This window comes from Metabacillus hrfriensis (assembly GCF_030127205.1).
In the GTDB taxonomy this organism is placed as follows: Bacteria; Bacillota; Bacilli; order Bacillales; family Bacillaceae; genus Bacillus_P; species Bacillus_P dongyingensis.
Genome location: NZ_CP126116.1, coordinates 4,214,628 through 4,234,494 on the forward strand (window position 1 = coordinate 4,214,628; position 19,867 = coordinate 4,234,494).

Sequence of the window (19,867 nt, forward strand, 5' to 3'; positions counted from 1 at the left end):
CTCAAATTTTCTTTATCTTCATCGGATGTTTTAAAATAAACAATAACTAATGAGACTTTTATTAACGGCTTAACAGGACGTTCACTCATTCTGCTACTGGCCTTTAGAACCAAACTTCCTTCCTTTCCTACTTCTAATAAGGAGAAAAACGGGCAATAGTACCAGTATAAATCTGCTTCTTTATTTGACCATTTTGAATTGCATCCTTGAATAGTCACTCCGGTAAAATACCTATCCTACCTTTTTGTCAATTGATTACGATCCTCAACCTGTGGCGGTTCTTCCATCCAGCCATTTTTGACCATAATTTTTCCGCCTTGTTTTGCAAAATCAAAAATATTTTTTGCAAGGAGCGCCATTTTCGCAGGCAAATCACTTCGTAAACTAAAGGCGCCGCCAAGTGCATTGCTTCCGAGCCCAAATGTACTTAACAAACTGGTATTATACATCATCAATTTATCGGAAAATGGAGCGACGGTTGAATTTGTTGCTTTTCCGGCATGAGTGGCTGGTGGTTCAATGTAATCTTGACGTAAAAATTCACCTAACGATGTCTCGATTTTCTTTGCTAGTTCCATCCCTTTAATAAAATGGTTTCGGACCTCTTGATTATGTGCTACTTGTGCAAATCCGATCATTAATTGCATCCCCGTAAGGTTTGTCTCAATTGAGTGATGAATAAGAGAAACCTCAATTGTATTTAAGGATCTTTCATTACTAAACCAATTCAATCCCCCGGCCATATAATTTTTATCTTGTACAAACTTCACTTCTTTTGGCATCGAAACAAACGGGGGGCGAGAAAGAACCCCTGTTTCTAAAAGAATATTTGTCGTTTGGTCATATGCCTCTTGTGCTTCAGCTGTTAAACGTCTGAAAAATTGTCTTATATCTTGTCGGTAAGACATAGTCGAATAGAGCGCGTAAAGACAAGTTCCTATTTTAGCCATCATATGTAAATACATGACATCATACATAAAGTCGAATAACTTGGGAGCTCCTTTATTCACGTCGTGTTCAGTAAATCCAACTGGAATAACTGCGCCTTCCTGTTGAAAAATAGATTTCACAAACTCTGCACTTTCAGCACAACGTTCATAATAAGACTGCAGAATTTGCCGTGTTTCCTCTTTTTCAGCGTGTTCAAGAAAGTATTCCAGAACTCTCATAATCATTGTTTTGTCTTGATACGTCATCCACAAGTTTCCTAATTCTGAAGATGTAATTGGTACTTGATTTGAACTGCTCATCCTAAAGCCTCCTAACCCTTTCGTTTTCTTTAACTTTACCAATTTGAAAAATTTTATTAATCAATCTGTGTTTTTTAGATTGCATTTCTAATTTGGTTTCCGAATTTTAGTTATTGATAATATCCCCTACCCCCTTTAGTTCATAAAAAAGGGGGAAGTATTACCATTTAAAGCAACGAACGAAATTGGCTAATGAAATCCCATTAAAACTAATCGATAAAAAACGGATTCTAAAAGAAATTTATAAGAATTGTGATGATGTGATTTTCCATCCAATATCCACAAAAAAAGCAAATGTTTTAGATATTAAGTACTCCTTCAATCCTTATATCCCAAAATGTAAGAGTAGTGCCTCCTTAACTTTTCACCATTAGATATTCAAAATGTTATCCTCAAGTACAGCTGATTTATCTCCGTATACTTTTTCAATATGATGAAGCCCCCAGGCGGATAAAGACTCAAGAATTCCTGTGACGCTCCATCCATACTCACTTAGTTCATATTCCACTTTTGGAGGAACTTGATTATAGGTCATGCGGCTGATGATTCCATCTTCTTCGAGTTCCCGCAGCTGCTGGGTCAGCATTTTTTGTGTGATGCTCGGCATCAGCCTTTTCAGTTCGCCCGTCCGTTTTTTCCCCCGCATCAAGTGACAAAGGATCACACACTTCCACTTTCCGCCTATTACTTCGAGAGCTGCCTCTACCGGAATGTTATACCGCTTTCTTTCTTTCATTTTCAGGGTCCTCCTTAGTTAACGGGGTGTTTATGTTTATTATAGCCATTTGAGATGAATTTCCCCAAAGCAGAGAAAAACCAATCCTGATAGGATTGGTTTAGTTTTGGTCAGCCGGATAAACAACACCAATTTGTTTTCTTGCTTCATCCATGACTTCCATTACTTTTATTGAATTCTCATAAGTATTAATTGTTGATTCATACAGGTCATTTTGGATTAAGTCGATGAATTCCTTCATTTCATAATACATGGTGTCTTCTTTTTGAGGTTTTGAAATATCCTCTAATCTGCCGTCGCGGTAGCGAATTTCCACCTTTTCAATCGTACTGATGCGGTCAATAATAATTGTACCTTCTTCTCCCTGAATTTCCGATGGAAGTGCTGAATCTGTTATCTTGGAATACATCATTACAGCATCTTTGTCTTTATATTGAAGAAGAATGCTTCCTTCGCCGTCAACACCAGAGCTTAATAGCAGCCCGCTCGCTTTAATGGTTTCCGGTTTTCCGAAAAGAACAATCGAAGGATACAGCGCATAGATTCCAATGTCCATCAGTGATCCATTTGAGAAGGTCGGATCAAATGCATTCAGCACGGTTCCTGACCGATAGGCATCATAACGGGATGAATATTGACAGTAGCTTGCTGTATATCTTCTCACGGTGCCAATTTTGTGCAGGTTTTCCTGAATGCTTTTAAAGTTAGGCAAGAATGTTGATTTCATCGCTTCCATAAGCAGCACGCGATTTTCTTTTGCAGCCTGTATCATTTCAGTAACCTCTTTAACATTTGATGCAAGCGGCTTTTCACACAGCACGTGCTTTTTGTGATTCATAAATAAAATGGCCTGCTCAGCGTGCAATGAGTTCGGGCTTGCTATGTATACGGCATCAATTGCATCGCTTTTTGCCATGCTCTCTAAATCTGTAAACGTAGTCTCCACCCCATATTTAGCAGCGAATTCTTCAGCTTTTTCGCTGCTTCTTGAATAAACAGCCTTCAGCGAAAAATCCTCGATTTGCATCGCAGCTTTTAATAAGCGGTCAGTGATCCAGTTTGTTCCGATAATTCCAAAGCGTATCAATTTGTTTCCTCCTATTTACCTTGTTTGTTCTTACAATACCATATGTATTAAGCAGACGTCTTATTTGACGTCTGCTTAAATCAGCTCTACTTCAACGGACTCAATACCTTTTACTTCTTTAATATCCTCATACACATCTGATGTATAACGGTCATTTTTAATCAGCAGAATTAAGTCTACCGTTCTCAAATCACGGTCAATAACATCTTTAATCTTCACATACTTGATTTTCATATCTTTTTTGCGAAGCGAGTGTAAGATATCAGATATATTGATATTAACAGGAACGGTCAGCTTTACCTTCAATTCTTTCAGTCTTAGCGTTTTTGGGCCCAGTTTCTTTACTAACGGAGCAATGATCTCAATTGACCCAATCATGAAAATAAGCGCTATAAGTGCCTCCTGATAAAACCCGGCTCCAATGGCAATCCCAAGGCCAGCAGCTCCCCAGATCATCGCTGCCGTTGTAAGACCGCTGATGACATCATTGTTTCTGCGGAGAATCGCTCCCGCGCCCAAAAATCCGACGCCTGATACAATTTGTGCTGCCAGCCGAAGCGGATCCATCGGACGATTATAATCGTTAGAAAACGTATAAGCAGCTTCAATTGAAATCACGGTCAAGAGACACGAGCTTACTGCAATAATAATTGTTGTTTTCAGTCCCAGCGGCTTTTTCTTAATTTCCCGCTCAAGTCCAATAATAATTCCGACTAAGAGGGATAAAAACAATTTTATGATTGTGTGCTGATGTACAATAATATCCTCCAAAATCGCTCCCCCTCTTCTCTATTAGTTTGGTCTATTTTAATTTCAATCATTATACCATTCAGCAGGCGCGGAATATATGTGTAATTTGTCGGGCCTTACGCAGGGTATGATTTTTGAGTTTATTCTAAGAGTCCTGATATTATTCGGCATCGGATTGATTATTGGATTAGGGCAATTAGGTTCGGAACAGCCAATTTTTGAAATTCTTTCTTCTCTATTTTCAGTCAAATAGAAAATTATTTACCAAAATACGTCTTTACTTGCCTGTATTACATCTTTTTAGCTTATGCTTTCTTTATAAAAAAAAAGCACCCGGCCGGGTGCTTTTTTAATCATGCATTATTCTTCCTCAACTGCTCTCGTTTTTTTTCGTCTGAATTTACTCATCATCTCATAAACAATTGGCACAATCAGAAGTGTCAACAGTGTAGAGCTTGTTAATCCGCCGATTACTGTTACTCCGAGACCTTTTGAAATGATGCCGCTGCCGCCTTCGATTCCGATTGCAAGCGGTATGAGCGCTCCAATTGTGGCGATCGCTGTCATCAGAATTGGACGCAGACGTGTTGTTCCTGCTTCAAGCAATGCTTCTCTTGTCGATAGACCTTCACGTTCTTTGTGAATAACGCGGTCAATCAGGACAATTGCGTTTGTGACAACGATACCGATCAGCATCAATGCCCCAATCATTGCGTTAATACTAATCGTTTCTCCTGCAATCAATAATCCAACCAATGCACCGATTACGGTAAATGGAAGTGAGAACAGAATCGCAAAAGGTGCAAGTCCACCGCCGAATGTAATCACAAGGACCAGGTACACAATGGCAATCGCTGCAAGCATGGCAAGGCCAAGCTGTGTAAAGGATTCCTGAATGTCTTCTGTTACTCCGCCTGTGTCTATGTCCACACCGGTCGGCAAGTCAAGATCATTCACTTTCTTTTGAACTTCCGAAGATGCTTTTGCAACATCATCCGTTGTCAGTTCACCGGAAACCTGTACGTAAATGCGGCCATCACGTCGTGTTACAGTATCTGATGTTTTTCCTTCTTCAACTGTTACGACATCTCCGATTTTCACTTCTTTGCCAAGCGGAGAAGTGATTGTTTTTTCGGTTAAATCATCTACATTTTCAAACGTTTCTTTCTCTGTTTGAAGATAAACATTTAGTTCTTCCCCGTCTTTTTCAACTTGAGTCAGAACTGGACGATCTCTTTGCGGGCTAAGCTCCATGCCGATTTGACCGGCTGTCAGGCCAAGCTTGCTGAGTTCTTCCTGATTGGCAACAAGGGTATATTCATCGTATGACTCGGCAAGACTTGAGCTTACATTTTTAAAGCTGCCGTTGTCGTTTAGAATTTTTTCAATTTCCCCGACAGTGGGCTCAATGTCTTCTAATTCATTTCCATATACAAAGAATTGAACTTCGTTGCTGCCGGCGCTCTGAGTGAAGTCCTGTGCAGACCATTCGCCCTGAGCAGTCTCAGCTTGAAGATCTTCAATTACTTTCTCTTTTTCCTTATCAAAATTCTCTGTATCATCTTCATATTCGATAAAGAATACGGCACTGTTTGAATCTCCAGGGCTCATTGGATTTTCGCTTCCTAATGAGAACTGAACTAAAGAAACATCTTTGCGGTCCATTAACAAATTTTCTGCTTTTGCAACGACTTCCTCTACTTGTTCTTTTGTTTCACCTGGTTCAGGCTTATATGTTGCATAGACAAGCTTCTGTTCTTCCGAAGGCAAGAAGCTGACGCCGATAACCGGAACTAGGAATAAGCTGCCGACAAGCATTAGGACTGCAAAACCTGATGTAATCCATTTATGATTTAAAGACCAGTTCAAAATACTTCTGTAAACACCAGTCATTTTCCCTGGTTTGTGTTCCTCATGCTTTTTAGCCGTTTCGCCGTATAGTCCTTTTTTAAAGAGGCTGTGTGCCAGCATTGGCACAATCGTAACGGCAACGACCAATGAAGCAAGCAATGCAAAAACGATGGTTAATGCAAATGGAAGGAATAATTCTCCTATTACTCCCTTTACAAGTGCCAGCGGCAGGAATACGGCGATTGTTACGATTGTTGAAGACATAATCGGAACAAACATTTCCTTAGTAGCTTCCCGCACTAAGCCCATTCCTTTTAATTTCTCGCCCTTTAATGACATTCTGCGGTAGATATTTTCAATGACAACGATTGAATCATCAACCACGCGTCCGATTGCAACAGTCATGGCTCCAAGTGTCATAATGTTAAGAGTAATATCCATTTGCTTTAGTAAAAGAACCGCAATTAATAAAGATAACGGAATGGAAACAACTGAAATTAAGGTTGATTTAATATCTCTTAAGAATAAGAGAATAATGATAATCGCAAAAACAGCTCCAAATAATGCTTTGCTCAGCATCGTGCTGACGGATTCTTCAATAGGTTCAGCCTGATCGAGCGTGGACTGGATCTCAAGGTTATCATACTCTTTTTCAAAACCGTCAAGCTCTTCTTTTACAGCATTTGCTACATCAACTGTATTTGCATCTGCGGATTTCACAATTTGAAGACCGATTGCTTCTTCTCCATTTGTTCTGGAAATGGATTCAGCTTCACCGATCGTTTTAATATCTGCAAGCTCTGACAGCTTCACCGTCGGGAGTTCTATATTCTGTGTTGCAGGAGGTGTCTGGCCAGCTGCTGGTGCTTGAGCTGAGCCTTGTGCCTGCCCTGGAGTCTGGACTGATCCAGCTGGATTCTGCTCTGCCCCTGGAGCATTCTGGCCCGGCATGCTGCTTTGACCTTGTCCAGAAGCATCTCCTCCACCCGGAGATATCGGGATCTCCATATTCTTTAAATCTTCCATTGTCAGGATGTTTCCATCTACAATGACAGATTGTTCTTTATCCCCGAAAGTATACAATCCAAGGGGAAAATTAACATCAGACCCTTTAATGATATTTTGAACGGTTTCTTCATCTAAACCGTATTCTTCAAGCTTCTCTTCTTTAAATGAAAACTGGACTTCTTCTACTTGCTGACCTGACACCCCAACAGAAGAAACACCTTCCAGTCCTTTTATTGCCGGGACAATTTCATCTTCGGCAAGTGCAGTCAGATCACTTAAAGATCCTTCATCATCTGATATACTTAAAGCTAGAATCGGAAAGGCGTTGATGCTGAGTCTTGAAACATCTGAATCATTTACTCCTTCAGGAAAAGAGATATCTGATACAGTGCTTTTTACTTCCTCTTCTGCTTTGTCCATATCTTTTTCGAATTCATATTCAATCTGAATGGATGAGGCATTTTGGAAGGATGTGGAGCTGACAACGTTCACTCCATTTAAATTTTGAACCGCCTGTTCGATCGGCTCTGTTACTTTTTCTGCTACTTCTTCCGGTGTAGCACCTGGATAGACAGTTGTGACTGTTACGATTGGGGTTGTGATGTTCGGAATTGTCTCAAGCTTCATATTCAAACCTGAGTAAAGCCCTGCAACTGTCACAATAATAGTAAGAAGCCACACTGCAAATTTGTTCTTCAAAACAAAATTAATGATTTGATTCATGTTGTCCTCCGGCAATTTATTTTTTTAAGAAAGTATAAAGTGGCGCTATGATGTATAGCTCCAGCGCCCAACCCCTCGGCCGGGAACGAATCCGTCATGCCTGAGCTAAATCGGCGTTACGCTTTCCTTGTTGACTGACTGGTCATAATAATTAATAATATAAATGACCAGTCGTTTACAGTCAATCATAATTAATCTTTTTTTAAATGAATCTTTTTTAATGTGAACATTCAGTCAGAAAGTTTTGCTTGACTTATATAGTGGCATAAGCCATTCTGTACTATATTCATTCTTTACTGTTATATAAGGAGAATACACGATGAAGGAAAAAGAAAAGCGGATCATTGAAGCGGCTATGAGCCTTTTCGCTAAAAAAGGTGTTACCTCAACGTCCATACAGGATATTGCGAACGAATGCGGAATTTCAAAAGGGGCTTTTTACCTTTATTTTAAATCGAAGGAAGCTCTCCTGCTTGATACGTTCAAATATCATTTTGAGCTGATTCATTCAAAAATGGAGGCTGTCAGACAGCGGGACCTCGAACCCCGCGCACTTTTAATCGCCCAGCTATCCTGCCAGCTGAGTGAGATTAATAAACATAAAGATTTCATTATTATGCAAATGCGGGAGAATGCCATACCAAATAACCCTTCAATGGCAGCTTTCATTCAAAAAATGAATGCAGATTCCAACCTTTTTGTTAAAAATGCGCTTCTAGCCATTTACGGTGAGTCCATTGAAGAATATATCTGGGATTTAAGCACAATCCTTCAGGGCATGATTCATTCTTATTTGAAATTCATTATCTTTGAAAAAGCAGAATTGGATTTCGATGAACTCGCAGCTTTTCTTTTAAACAGGGTGGATGATGTTGCATCAGGATTGAAGGTTTCAAAAGAGAAACCCATTCTTTCAAGTGAAAGAGAAAAAAATCTTTTCTCTTTTTGTACAGCCATACACCGTGATGAATTATTAGCCAAAATTGAGCAAAGCAAGCAGCAGCTATCCGGAGATCTTCTTGTTACACTTGAGGTGCTGGAAGCAGAAATTAAAGAGGATTCACCTCGGACTGCCGTCATACAGGGGATGCTTGCTAACTTGAATCAAGATCCGGCTTTAGCAGAGCTTCAGAAGAGCATTGCTGCTTATTATCAAATTAAACTTTTATAGATCATTATTTCCATGCAAAAAAACGAGAGATCTCTTTTATAGAAATCTCTCGTTTTTTATGATGCTAATGAAATCAGCTTTTTCTTATACAAAGCTGCAATAAAATTCATCATGGCAGCCGGTATTCTTTTAGGAAAATAAGTCTTGCGGTAGTATTTATTAAAAGCCGTCTTTAAATCGTCCCATTGTGTGCAGTTTTTTGTTTGACGGAACCTTGCGACATCAATCATTTTGATCTCGCCCCCATCGGTAATGAATATATTGCGAAGGTGAATATCAGACGGGTTCAGCCCTCTTTCTTTAGCATGCATAAGAGCTTTATCGATCTCTGCTATATGCTTATCAGTTATGGATATTCCCGTGCTGACACAATCAAAGAGAGTGCTTCCTTCAATATAATCAATGACTAAATAGTTTTCTCCCGCTTCATATAGATTGGGGTAATACTCAATCCCCTGAAGGGTCCTGTAAATCTCAGCTTCTTCCTTTGCAATATGAGTAAATGAAGGAAAGAACACCTTTAAAGCTTTATTCTCATTCGCAAGTTTAAAAACAAATGCGCTTCTGCCAGCTCCGATGAAGGTTAAGGAAGAATCATGGCCATTTAGCTTGGCACGTGTCCCTTTCCCTCCTATTTTGACGCTATCTGCAAATTGCTTATATCCTTTCATCCTGAGAACCTCCTTTCCTCTTTACCTTGTTTCTCAAGATCCAAGCTGTTCAATTTGATCTAAGATGCTTTTCATTTCAGACACAGTTTTCACAATTTCTGTGTCTTCAAGCAGCTTAAGATTCCACTCTCCGTTTTCAATTTGCTTCAAAGCAGAATCAATTCCGCTTTCAAGTGATTCACTGTAGCTGACAAGCTGATTATGTGCATCTTCAGCAATCTCCGGCGCATCCGATTCTTTAAATGTATTTATTTCTTCCTTCATATTATTTAAACTCTGCTCAAGCTCTGTTCTTGCTTCTTCGTTATTTACAGCCTCTTCAGCAAGGGCAGGAAGCTCCTCTGCAAATGTGCTTGCCTGATTAATATAATCCTTTGCATCATTTGCATACTGTAAAGAAGAATTAACGCCTTCAAGCAAAGAACACCCACTCAGGAAAACTATGGATAAAACAGCCAATACTTTAAATATTTTCATCATCGTACAGCTCCTTTAATTTCATTTTCGGAAAAAATAAAAGACGTCAGATCCAATTACTTGGTCATAACGTCTTTTTCGAAAGAGACTTCACCAAATAATCGGCAAAGGTCTCGCTAACAGCATCGCTGCCAGCAAAGCCGGGGAACATTCCCGTATTGACGACTTTGCTGTAAAAGCTACTCCCCTTTAAGGAAGAGATATTTAAGTTACTATTATTATACAATTAATCAAGCTGCGCGGTCAATTTTAAAGGTTCTTACCGATCCTGGATGACAGATACTTTTTCTCCCATCACAAAATAAAAGCCGGCTGTTTTAATATCACGGACGACACTGTGAAGTCCTTCTTCTTCAAGCTTTGAAAATAAGCGAACTGCGTTTGGCACATCAAAACTCAGCATCTCTTCTTTATTCAATCCTGAGATCCGGACATCATCCAAAAGGTGATCAAATTCTTCATCAGCAAACACATTGATGCCAATTTCATAAGCTACAGCTCCTGTATCAGAACCGTCAAGCTTGATTTCTTCCGATTTCAAATACCAAAAATCGTAATAGATGTGATCTGTCATAGTTGTTCCTCCCAGCAATTAAGCAGATAATCCTTATTGTATCAAAACTGGAGACTCTATGTAAGAATGGCCTATTCATCAAGTGAATAGGCCATTCATTTATTCTTTTACTTCTTTTTTCATAAATCCTACCATAACAGCTGTGATCAGTGATCCGATCAGGATTGCTGCAATATATAACAATGGATTTCCATCAACAATCGGGATAACAAATGCCCCGCCATGAGGTGCGCGAAGTCCAATTCCAAAAATCATTGTAAGCGCTCCTGCTGCTGCAGATCCGATGATCGCTGCCGGGATGACACGTGCCGGGTCTGCTGCTGCAAATGGAATGGCTCCTTCAGTAATAAAAGATGCTCCCATGACGTAATTTGTTTTCCCTGCTTCCCGCTCTGCTTTTGTAAATTTCTTTTTAAAGAAAGTTGTTGAAAGTGCCAGACCTAGCGGAGGCACCATTCCTCCTGCCATAATTGCTGCGTGAGGTGCAAAGTTTCCAGCGTCTATCATGGCAATTCCAAATGTAAAGGCCGCTTTGTTGATTGGTCCTCCCATATCGACCGCCATCATTCCGCCTAAAATCAATCCAAGCAGCACAAGGTTTCCAGTTCCCATTCCCTTAAGCCAAACTGTTAATCCATCATTTAATGCTTTAACGGGCTCGATGACAATAAACATCATGATCAGACCTGTCAGTAAAATACCGAACAATGGATAAAGCAGTACAGGCTTTATGCCTTCAAGAGAATTTGGCAGGCCGCTGAATGCTTTCTTAAGTCCGACAACCAAGTAACCCGCGAGGAAACCGGCGATTAATCCGCCAAGGAAACCAGCTCCGCCTGTAGCTGCCATAAGGCCGCCGACCATACCTGGTGCAAATCCAGGCCGGTCCGCAATACTCATCGCAATAAATCCAGCTAATACTGGTATCATAAGATAAAAGGCATTGCCTCCGCCAATTGTGCTTAATGCTTCTGCGATTGGATGGTAGGATGGATCTTCTGGATTTGCGGCATTAATTCCAAAGATAAAGGAAATCGCAATCAGGATCCCTCCGCCCACGACAAACGGGAGCATGTTTGAAACACCATTCATTAGATGCTTATAAAAACCGTTTCTTCCTGATTTAGGTGAGTCAGCCGTTTTCTTCTCACCGCTGCTTTTATAAACAGGCGCATCTTGATCCAGCGCTTTTTGAATTAATTCCTGAGGCTTTCGGATTCCTTGGGCAACAGGCACCTGAATGACATGCTTGCCTGCGAAACGATCCATTTCCACCTGTTTGTCAGCAGCTACGATAATTGCTTCGGCTTCTGCAATGTCCTCATCTGTCAAACCATTTTTAATTCCGCCGGATCCATTTGTTTCAACCTTGATGCTTACGCCCATTTCTTTCGCTTTTGCCTTCAGGGCATCTGCAGCCATATATGTGTGCGCGATTCCAGTGGGACATGCTGTGACAGCAAGGATTTTCTTGCCTGAAGAGGATGATGCAGGTTCTTCTTCTGCCTCCATCTCTTTTTCTTTTTGATCAATAGCAGCAAGTACTTCTGCTTTTGAATCGGCGTCCTCAAGCTTCTTTTTAAAAGCGGGGTCCATTAAAAAACTAGAAAGTCTCGAAAGCGTTTGCAAATGTTCATTATTTGCTCCTTCAGAAGCCGCAATCATGAAAAACAGATGAGCAGGCTGGCCATCGAGAGATTCATAGTCTATGCCTTCTGCAGAACGGCCAAATGCAATTGCAGGTACTGACACTGCACTTGTTTTTGCATGAGGAATGGCAATCCCTTCTCCGATTCCTGTAGTGCTCTGCTCTTCCCTGGCCAAAATCGCTTTTTTATACTCTTCTTTATTTTTCAGCTTGCCTGCCCGATCAAGTGATTCAATGATTTCGTCGATAACATCCGTTTTTGAATCTGCATGCAGGTTCAGGATAATCGTATCGTTTGTTAATAAATCTGTAATCTTCATTTTTCTTCCCCCTTCAATGAATATCTAAATTATCTCATTGACATTTACTTCATTTATGAGCTCAGCAGCAAACTCTTTTGTAGTTAAATCTTCTGAAAAAGCAGTTGCACTTCCGGTTGCAACGCCCTGCTTAAAGGCTTTTTTAAAATCGCCATGCTGTTTAAATCCTGCAATAAAGCCGGCAACAACTGAATCTCCTGCACCAACTGAATTCTTTACTTCTCCAGATGGTACATTGGCAAAAAAAGCTCCATGCCGATTAATGAAAATGGCTCCTTTTTCAGCCATTGAAACAATCACATTCTGCACGCCCTCTTCAAGCAGCTTCTTCCCATAATGAACAGCTTCTTGGGCGCTGCTGACCTTTGTATCGAATAGCTCCCCTAATTCATGATGGTTCGGCTTAATCAGGAACGGCTTGCTTGAGAATGTGCTTCTTAAAGCATCGCCTGAAGCATCAATGACAACGTTCACACCATTTTTCAAGCATGTATCAGCTATTTCTTTGTAAAAGGTTTCATCAAGAGCGGATGGAATACTTCCAGCTAAAACGAGGACATCCTCAGCCTGCATTTCACCGATTTTCCCCAGCAGCTCAAGCTTCTGTTCAGCAGTAATCCCAGGGCCTTGTCCATTAATTTCTGTCTCTTTAACAGATTTTAGCTTGACGTTAATTCTCGTTTGATCTGAAACACTGATAAAATCATGTGTAATTCCTTCTGATGAGAGAAACTCTTTAATGAATTGGCCTGTAAATCCGCCTGCAAAGCCAAGTGCTGTACTTTCTGTTCCAAGCCGCTTCAGAACTCTTGAAACATTGATTCCTTTCCCGCCCGGAAAAACGCTTGCGCTATCCGTGCGATTAAGGTGCCCTTCTTTAAAATCGTTTACCTTCACGACATAATCGATGGAAGGGTTCAGCGTACATGTATAAATCATGCTGTCACAACCTTTATCTCTGTCTTTTCTTTAAAATCATATGCTGTGTCTTCATCCAGTTCGTTCGTAATTACCGCTGCTTCGTACAGGCCGGCAATTTTAGAGAACGAAATTTCATTGAATTTCGTATCATCTGCAAGGATATATGCTTCTTGAGACAGGGTGATGGCAAGCCTCTTGATTGCGGCTTCCTCCGGATCCGGTGTAGTATAGCCTGCTTCCGGATGAATACCGTTCACACCCATAAAACATTTATCAAATCTGTATGCATTTATTCCTGACTGTGCTGCACTGCCTACAAGCGCTCTTGTTTTCGGCTTTACAATGCCTCCAATCAGGTAGGTTGGGATCTGATTTTCAAGCAGCATTTCGAGATGTGAAACGCCATTTGTCACGACTGTTATTTCTTTGTCCTTTAAATATGGAATCATCTGCATGGTTGTTGTACCTGCGTCAATATATATGCTGTCTCCGTTTTTCACAAGGTCTGCTGCAAACTTAGCAATTCGTTCTTTTTCTGCGGCATTTTGTGAGGACTTTTCGATGACACTGAGCTCTTCTCCCTTTTGATGAAAAAGAGAAGCTCCGCCATGAACACGTTTTAGTTTTTTCTCTTTTTGAAGCTGGCTTAAATCTCTTCGAATGGTTGATTCTGAAGAAGAAGTAGCATCAACTAATTCCTGAATCGTTGCGACCTGCTTTTCACCCAATACCTTAATAATAATCCTGTGCCGTTCTGGTGTAATCATTCAGTCACCTCCAGCTAATCGTTCAAATTGCCTAAAAACTTACCATGAATTCATTCTAACGTAAGCCTTTTCATAAATCAACCAAAAACTTTCAAAAACAATCATTACTAATCAAATAATCTATCATTCAACCAAAAACAATCAAAACAAAGTCAGAATCAGCATGTGAGAACCGCTATGATTTTGAATTTATGGGAAATTGATATTCTAATATTTTCCTTTATGGAAGATATCCTTTCTTTAGTCCAATAAACTCCTTTTAATAGCAAAAAAAGACCATCTGATCAAATATCAGACAGTCTCATTCAATCTTATATCATTCAGCTTTAATTGCTGAACTGCAAATTCCCTGTACATTGGATGCGTTTCAAGCAGTTCAGCATGTGTGCCTGTTCCAGTAACTCTTCCTTTATCTAAAAAGATAATCTGATCAGCATCAATGACCGTGGACAGCCTGTGAGCGATGACGATCGTTGTTCGTCCTGCCATTAAGTTGCCCAGTGCTTTTTGAACAACAATTTCAGAATGGCTGTCAAGGCTTGAGGTTGCTTCATCGAGAAGGAGAATTTTAGGATCCCTGATCAGTGCTCTGGCAATGCCGATGCGCTGACGCTGCCCCCCTGAGAGTTTAACACCCCGTTCTCCTACTTGAGTATGATAGCCGTCAGGATATTCTTCAATGAACTGATCCGCATAGGCCATCTTCGCTGCTTTGACTATTTCTGCATCCGTCACTTCCCGAGTTAATCCATAACAGATATTTTCTTTAATAGTACCTGAGGTAATTGGGCTTTCCTGAGAGACGTAGCCAATTTGCTCCCTCCACGAAGCAAGGGTAAAGCTGTCTATTTGTTCATCCCCCAGATATATAGCTCCCCCTGTCGGCAAGTAGTAACGTTCAACTAATGAGAACAGCGTTGTTTTTCCGCTTCCGCTCGGTCCGACAATAGCCGTGGTCTGACCTGGCTTAATCTCAAGAGTAATCTTGTTTAAAATTTGTTCTTCTTTTTTGTAGGCAAATTCAATCTCTTTAAAGCGGATCGATTGGTGAATATGCTCTACTTCTTTGCCTGAGTGAAGGTCTTCCTCATCTTCTTCAAGAATTTCAATGATCCGCTCCGAAGCACCCATTGCTTTTTGCAGCTGTGTGAAAAAAGCCGTAAATTGAGTCATTGGAATGACAATCTGAAAGAGATAAAGAATAAAAGCAACTAAATCTCCTGAGGACAAAACTCCGGCTTGAACTCTTAAGCCTCCGTAGCCAAGGATCACTACGAGCAGCGACATAATCACAAGTGAGATTAACGGGCCAATCCATGCATGAATTTTTGCTTCAGCCAGACCAAATTGAAAAAGGCGGCCAACTCCGCTTTTCCCTGAACTGTACTCTCTATGTTCCGCATTGGAGGATTTCACCAATCGGACATGAGATAATACTTCACTTAATAACGCTGTAAAACCCGCCGTTTCATCCTGAAGACCTTTAGAGACTTTGTACATTTTTCTTCCCAGCGGAAGCAGTATCAGAATGGAGAGAGGAATTAATGCAAGCATGATTATCGTCATTTGCCAGTCCAGATAAAGGAGAATGCCGAATGATCCTATAATGGCAATAATACCTGTAAAGAAGTTTGTTATATGATCTGTAATTAACCCTTTTAAGATGGCTGTATCATTTGTCATCCGGCTGATCATTTCACCGGTTTTATGGTCGTCGTAAAATCGGACGGGAAGGTGGATATGCTTCTTCCAAAGTCTTTCCCTTAACCTTGCAACGACATGCTGTCCGACATGATTGAGCAGGTAAATTGAAACCCCGCTTGTAATGGCCTGTGCTATGAATGCTGATATCAGCAGAAAAATATGTACACTTCCAAAATTATCAAAGCTGAAATCATCAATTAAATTCTTAGTGAATAATGGGATGACCAGACCGACAACTGTGGATAAAACGCTGAGCGTACCTGCAATCGCCATTCTTTTTTTTGATGGCTTTGTCTTTCGTATCAGCTGAAAGAATTCCCCCCAGCTGCTACCTGTCACTTGTAAACTCATCTCATTTTGTCTCCTATCTTGCGTGCTATCCTTTATTATACATTTCCTTTCAGAAAAAGGTTAATTTCCCGCATTTATTTCCATAAAAAAGGAAAAGATAAGTTGCATAACTATAGAAAGCAGCAGGAGAAAAGATGGATAATTATTCAGGCGCCAATCAGTACAGACGGTATAAAGCTCATTTAAGCATGTTTGGAACGACACAATTTCATTTGAGAAACCCGTACATAATTGCATGGTGGTCTGCAGCCTTTCCGGGATTTGGACATCTGCTCCTGTCAAAATATTTAAGGGGCCTGATCTTATTTGTCTGGGAAGTATTTATTAACATGCAATCTCATTTAAACATCGCCATGGTTTACTCTTTTTGCGGAGAAATCGACAAGGCACGGGATGCACTTGATTACCGCTGGACTCTTCTTTATATTCCTGTTTACATCTTTGCAATCTGGGACAGTTACCGGACTACGATTGATTCTAATCATGTTTTTCTGCTTGCTGAACGGGAAAATGCCCCCATCAATACGTTCTCAATAGGGGCCTTGGAAATCAATTATTTAGACAAACGAAACCCCAGAATGGCGGTCATTTGGTCTTTTCTGATGCCGGGAACAGGACAGCTTTATAATCACCGAATCATTACTGGTTTCTTCGCATTGATATGGACGGTTGTTTTTGTATATTATTCTAAGTGTCTGCTTGCCGTTCATTTTTTATTTTTGGGGCAAGTACAGCATGCTACTGATATTCTGAATCCTTCATGGCTGATGTTTGTGCCTTCTGTGTACGGTTTTGCAGTCTATGACGCTTATATTAATACGGTTGAGAACAATAAACTTTTTATTAAAGAGCAGAGAAATTTCCTTGTGAAAAATTATCAGCAATACCGGGTTAAATTTCCTGAAAGAGTTTGAGAGGCGATATCCATTGCAAGTTTTTGCTACGTTTGATCACTGCACTTATCTAGAACTGGCCATTTCTCAGATGGAACAAGAAGGAATTCCTAAAGAGAAGATACTGGCCGTCTCATTAAATACTACAGATGATTCAATGAAACTGATGGATTCGATTCATCACTCTGATGGAGTCAGTCTGTTTGATACTGGCGCAGCACTCGCCACTGCTTTTGCTGTAATAGGCGTAAGCATTGGGTTCCGTTTAGCGTGGGGGCCGGTTTATTGGGGCTTGATCGGAGCTTGCAGCGGACTCTTACTTGGATTTCTTCTCAATTTTTTCTACTATTGTGTGATTAAAAAGAAAAAATTAAAGCCTTTTTCTAAAAAGAAAGAAACAGAAGTTGTTATAGTGATTGAATGTCATGAGGATTTTCATAGAAGAATACAGCAAGTTCTTTTGGATAACTATGCCATCGCAATCGGGTTTGTAAAATAAAAAGCAGTTAGACTGAAGTTTTTCAGTTGCTAACTGCTTTTTTTTATTAAGCTTCCAGCTCCAATTGTGATGAGCCGCTATTATTATACGTATCTGTATCTAATTCTTTTGTCACTTTTCCAGTTAACACTCCAGCTGTCATGCTGCCGCTGACATTCAATGCCGTACGGCCCATATCAATAAGAGGTTCAACTGATATAAGCAGACCTGCCAATGCAATTGGCATATTCATGGTTGAGAGGACAAGGATTGCCGCAAATGTAGCCCCTCCGCCGACACCGGCAACTCCAAATGAACTGATGGCAACCACCGCAATTAATGTAAAAATGAAAGAAGGACTTAAAGGATCGATGCCGACAGTCGGTGCAATCATAACTGCAAGCATTGCGGGATAGATGCCTGCGCAGCCATTTTGTCCGATGCTAAGACCGAAAGATCCTGCAAAGTTTGCGATTCCTTCTGGCACACCGAGTTTCTTAGTTTGTGTGCTGATATTCAAAGGAAGCGTTCCTGCGCTCGTACGTGAAGTAAAGGCAAACGTCAATACAGGAAGGACTTTTCTAACATATGTGATTGGGTTAAGACCAGCAAGTGTTAGCAGCAGCAAGTGAATGATAAACATAATAAGCAGCGCAACGTAAGAAGCGAGAACAAATTTTCCAAGTTTTAAGATAGAATCAAGATCACTTGAAGCCACCGTTTTTGTCATGATGGCAAGCACGCCGTATGGAGTAAGTCGAAGAATGAGCGTGACGACCCTCATGATGATTGCGTAAAATGCATCCACAATGTTTGCAAATAACTCTGCATGCTGAGGTTCTTTCCGTTTAACACCCAAGAATGCCAGACCTAAGATTGCAGCAAAAATGACAACCGCAATCGTTGATGTCGGACGTGCTCCAGTAAAATCAAGAAATGGATTACCAGGCAGCAATTCAAGGATTTTTTGAGGGAATGTCTGATCCTGAATCTCTGTGTAAGTTGCATCAAGAGCTTCTCCTCTTGCTGTTTCTGCCTCACCCTGCTCAATTTGGACAGCTTCTAAATTAAAGCCAAGAGAAGTGCCAATGCCAATTGCAGCAGAAATTGCAGTCGTCCCAACAAGAATTCCTAAAATAAGAACACTGATTTTACCGATGTTATTTGACAATTTCATCTTCGTAAATGCTGCCAGAATCGAAATGAAAACAAGCGGCATTACGATCATTTGAAGAAGCTTCACATAGCCGCTTCCAACGATATTAAACCAGCCAATCGATTCAAGCAGGACTTCATTTCCCGGTCCATAAATAAATTGAAATGCAAACCCGAGAACAATACCTAAACCGAGTGCAGCAAATACACGTTTTGAAAACGATACATGTTTTTTCTGCATGAAAAATAATAAAAAGATAAGACCAAGAAGCACGGCTATATTAATAATAACTAAAATAGATGACACTTTTTCTCCCCCTAACATTTTCCTTTATTATTAAAAAAATATAATGCAATTATTCCAATCAGTCAAGTTGGAATTACTGACACAGATGACTTTCTTCATCATACGTTGTTCCTCAAGGAAATATTCATCAGGGGTTCCAACTCACAGTGTGCCCTCATAAATTATTAAATCAGCTTCATATTGGGAGGCGAATGATTGCTGTGATTAAAATACAGAATGCTTATCAAAGCAATAATATATTAAATACATCCATCTTAACCGGCGAGCAAAAAGAGATCCTGGATTTAATGGTAAAGTATGAAGAAGTTTATTCCTATGAACATTTTAATCAGCTAAAATTCGAATTGGACCTAAGAATTGAAATTGTAAAAGCGGCAACAGCTTTGTATCAAAGCGGCGTAAAGTTCACCACCTTTGAAAATTCCCGCTGCAACCCGGCACTGTGGAATCTGACAAGGCAAGGGGCGATTGTCATAAAGCCGGGAGTTCTGCCGTCAGAAGGGATCCGGGATCTTTATGCAAACGGAAAGCTTTATGCCTTTGAATGCGCGACCGCCATTGTGGCCGTCTTTTACAAAGCGGTGCTTGAGATCATTGAAGAGCGTCATTTCAATCGGCTATTTGCCGGAATGATTCTCTATGACTGGCATTACGATGATGATCTGGGCGTTTTTACAAGAAGGGGAAATGATTATTTACCGGGGGACTGTGTATATTTTAAAAACCCGGATTTCGATCCTGAAAAGCCTCAGTGGCGCGGAGAAAATGCAATCGATATGGGATATGATCTCTATTACGGCCATGGAATTGGAATAAAAGATGCAGAAGGAATTATCGCTTCATTGAATAAATACCGGAAAGAGGGAGCTGTTCAGACTGCATATCTGCTTTCACAGGTTACAAGGCTGGATTACAGATATTTATATGTTTACAGAAAGGCAGGCAGAGAAATCCAGGGAACTTTCCCGCTCGCTGATGATCAGAAAATCATTTCTAAGATCGGCTCGGCTGTTTATCTAAAATAA

17 protein-coding genes are annotated in these 19,867 nt (G+C 40.4%); 4 read left to right on the forward strand and 13 right to left on the reverse strand.

From position 1 onward, the window contains the following. Positions 1-236: 236 nt before the first annotated feature. The 5 genes from QLQ22_RS20945 to QLQ22_RS20965 form a co-directional block, all read right to left on the reverse strand. Positions 237-1,250, reverse strand: coding sequence for a DUF3231 family protein (locus QLQ22_RS20945; protein ID WP_223437761.1), 1,014 nt, complete (start codon positions 1,248-1,250; stop codon positions 237-239). A 370-nt stretch (positions 1,251-1,620) separates the two neighbouring features. Then, a complete protein-coding gene (locus QLQ22_RS20950) occupies positions 1,621-1,986 on the reverse strand; it encodes a winged helix-turn-helix transcriptional regulator (RefSeq protein ID WP_223437762.1) in 366 nt (121 codons plus the stop codon). A gap of 100 nt (positions 1,987-2,086) precedes the next feature. Beyond that, positions 2,087-3,073 (reverse strand): Gfo/Idh/MocA family protein, encoded by a 987-nt coding sequence (locus QLQ22_RS20955; protein WP_223437763.1) that lies wholly within the window; start codon positions 3,071-3,073, stop codon positions 2,087-2,089. Positions 3,074-3,148: 75 nt separating this feature from the next. After that, a complete protein-coding gene (locus tag QLQ22_RS20960; protein WP_420828883.1) occupies positions 3,149-3,835 on the reverse strand; it encodes an MgtC/SapB family protein in 687 nt (228 codons plus the stop codon). Positions 3,836-4,183: 348 nt separating this feature from the next. Next, positions 4,184-7,405 (reverse strand): efflux RND transporter permease subunit, encoded by a 3,222-nt coding sequence (locus QLQ22_RS20965; protein WP_223437765.1) that lies wholly within the window; start codon positions 7,403-7,405, stop codon positions 4,184-4,186. A 319-nt stretch (positions 7,406-7,724) separates the two neighbouring features. Between QLQ22_RS20965 and QLQ22_RS20970 the strand changes: the two genes are divergently transcribed. Next, the gene (locus tag QLQ22_RS20970; protein WP_252207331.1) at positions 7,725-8,576 is read left to right on the forward strand and encodes a TetR/AcrR family transcriptional regulator; all 852 of its coding nucleotides are present in this window, start codon (positions 7,725-7,727) and stop codon (positions 8,574-8,576) included. Between the two features lie 56 nt (positions 8,577-8,632). On the opposite strand, the gene QLQ22_RS20975 is transcribed toward QLQ22_RS20970, so the two are convergent. The 7 genes from QLQ22_RS20975 to QLQ22_RS21005 form a co-directional block, all read right to left on the reverse strand. Further along, positions 8,633-9,247 (reverse strand): protein kinase family protein, encoded by a 615-nt coding sequence (locus QLQ22_RS20975; RefSeq protein WP_223437768.1) that lies wholly within the window; start codon positions 9,245-9,247, stop codon positions 8,633-8,635. A 33-nt stretch (positions 9,248-9,280) separates the two neighbouring features. Continuing rightward, positions 9,281-9,727: a DUF6376 family protein gene (locus QLQ22_RS20980; protein WP_223437770.1), complete on the reverse strand. Its 447-nt coding sequence runs from the start codon at positions 9,725-9,727 to the stop codon at positions 9,281-9,283. Positions 9,728-9,983: 256 nt separating this feature from the next. Continuing rightward, on the reverse strand, positions 9,984-10,298 hold the full coding sequence (locus tag QLQ22_RS20985) for a hypothetical protein (protein ID WP_284015493.1): 315 nt from the start codon (positions 10,296-10,298) through the stop codon (positions 9,984-9,986). A 99-nt stretch (positions 10,299-10,397) separates the two neighbouring features. Beyond that, on the reverse strand, positions 10,398-12,266 hold the full coding sequence (locus tag QLQ22_RS20990) for a PTS fructose transporter subunit IIABC (protein ID WP_284015494.1): 1,869 nt from the start codon (positions 12,264-12,266) through the stop codon (positions 10,398-10,400). A 24-nt stretch (positions 12,267-12,290) separates the two neighbouring features. Then, the gene (pfkB, locus tag QLQ22_RS20995) at positions 12,291-13,205 is read right to left on the reverse strand and encodes a 1-phosphofructokinase (RefSeq protein WP_223437776.1); all 915 of its coding nucleotides are present in this window, start codon (positions 13,203-13,205) and stop codon (positions 12,291-12,293) included. After that, positions 13,202-13,954: a DeoR/GlpR family DNA-binding transcription regulator gene (locus tag QLQ22_RS21000; protein WP_223437778.1), complete on the reverse strand. Its 753-nt coding sequence runs from the start codon at positions 13,952-13,954 to the stop codon at positions 13,202-13,204. Before QLQ22_RS21000 ends, pfkB begins: the two co-directional genes overlap by 4 nt. Before the next feature lie 291 nt (positions 13,955-14,245). After that, the gene (locus QLQ22_RS21005) at positions 14,246-16,009 is read right to left on the reverse strand and encodes an ABC transporter ATP-binding protein (RefSeq protein ID WP_223437780.1); all 1,764 of its coding nucleotides are present in this window, start codon (positions 16,007-16,009) and stop codon (positions 14,246-14,248) included. A gap of 134 nt (positions 16,010-16,143) precedes the next feature. Between QLQ22_RS21005 and QLQ22_RS21010 the strand changes: the two genes are divergently transcribed. Both QLQ22_RS21010 and QLQ22_RS21015 read left to right on the forward strand, forming a co-directional pair. Continuing rightward, positions 16,144-16,923, forward strand: a complete 780-nt coding sequence (locus tag QLQ22_RS21010; RefSeq protein WP_223437782.1) for a hypothetical protein — start codon at positions 16,144-16,146, stop codon at positions 16,921-16,923. A 13-nt stretch (positions 16,924-16,936) separates the two neighbouring features. Next, positions 16,937-17,401: a hypothetical protein gene (locus QLQ22_RS21015; protein WP_223437785.1), complete on the forward strand. Its 465-nt coding sequence runs from the start codon at positions 16,937-16,939 to the stop codon at positions 17,399-17,401. Positions 17,402-17,447: 46 nt separating this feature from the next. On the opposite strand, the gene QLQ22_RS21020 is transcribed toward QLQ22_RS21015, so the two are convergent. Continuing rightward, positions 17,448-18,842, reverse strand: a complete 1,395-nt coding sequence (locus tag QLQ22_RS21020) for an L-cystine transporter (RefSeq protein ID WP_284015495.1) — start codon at positions 18,840-18,842, stop codon at positions 17,448-17,450. Between the two features lie 200 nt (positions 18,843-19,042). Here QLQ22_RS21020 and QLQ22_RS21025 point away from each other — a divergent pair, with 200 nt between their 5' ends. Then, positions 19,043-19,867 carry a protein-glutamine gamma-glutamyltransferase gene (locus tag QLQ22_RS21025; protein WP_223437789.1) on the forward strand — a complete coding sequence of 275 codons (825 nt, stop codon included), beginning with the start codon at positions 19,043-19,045 and terminating at the stop codon, positions 19,865-19,867.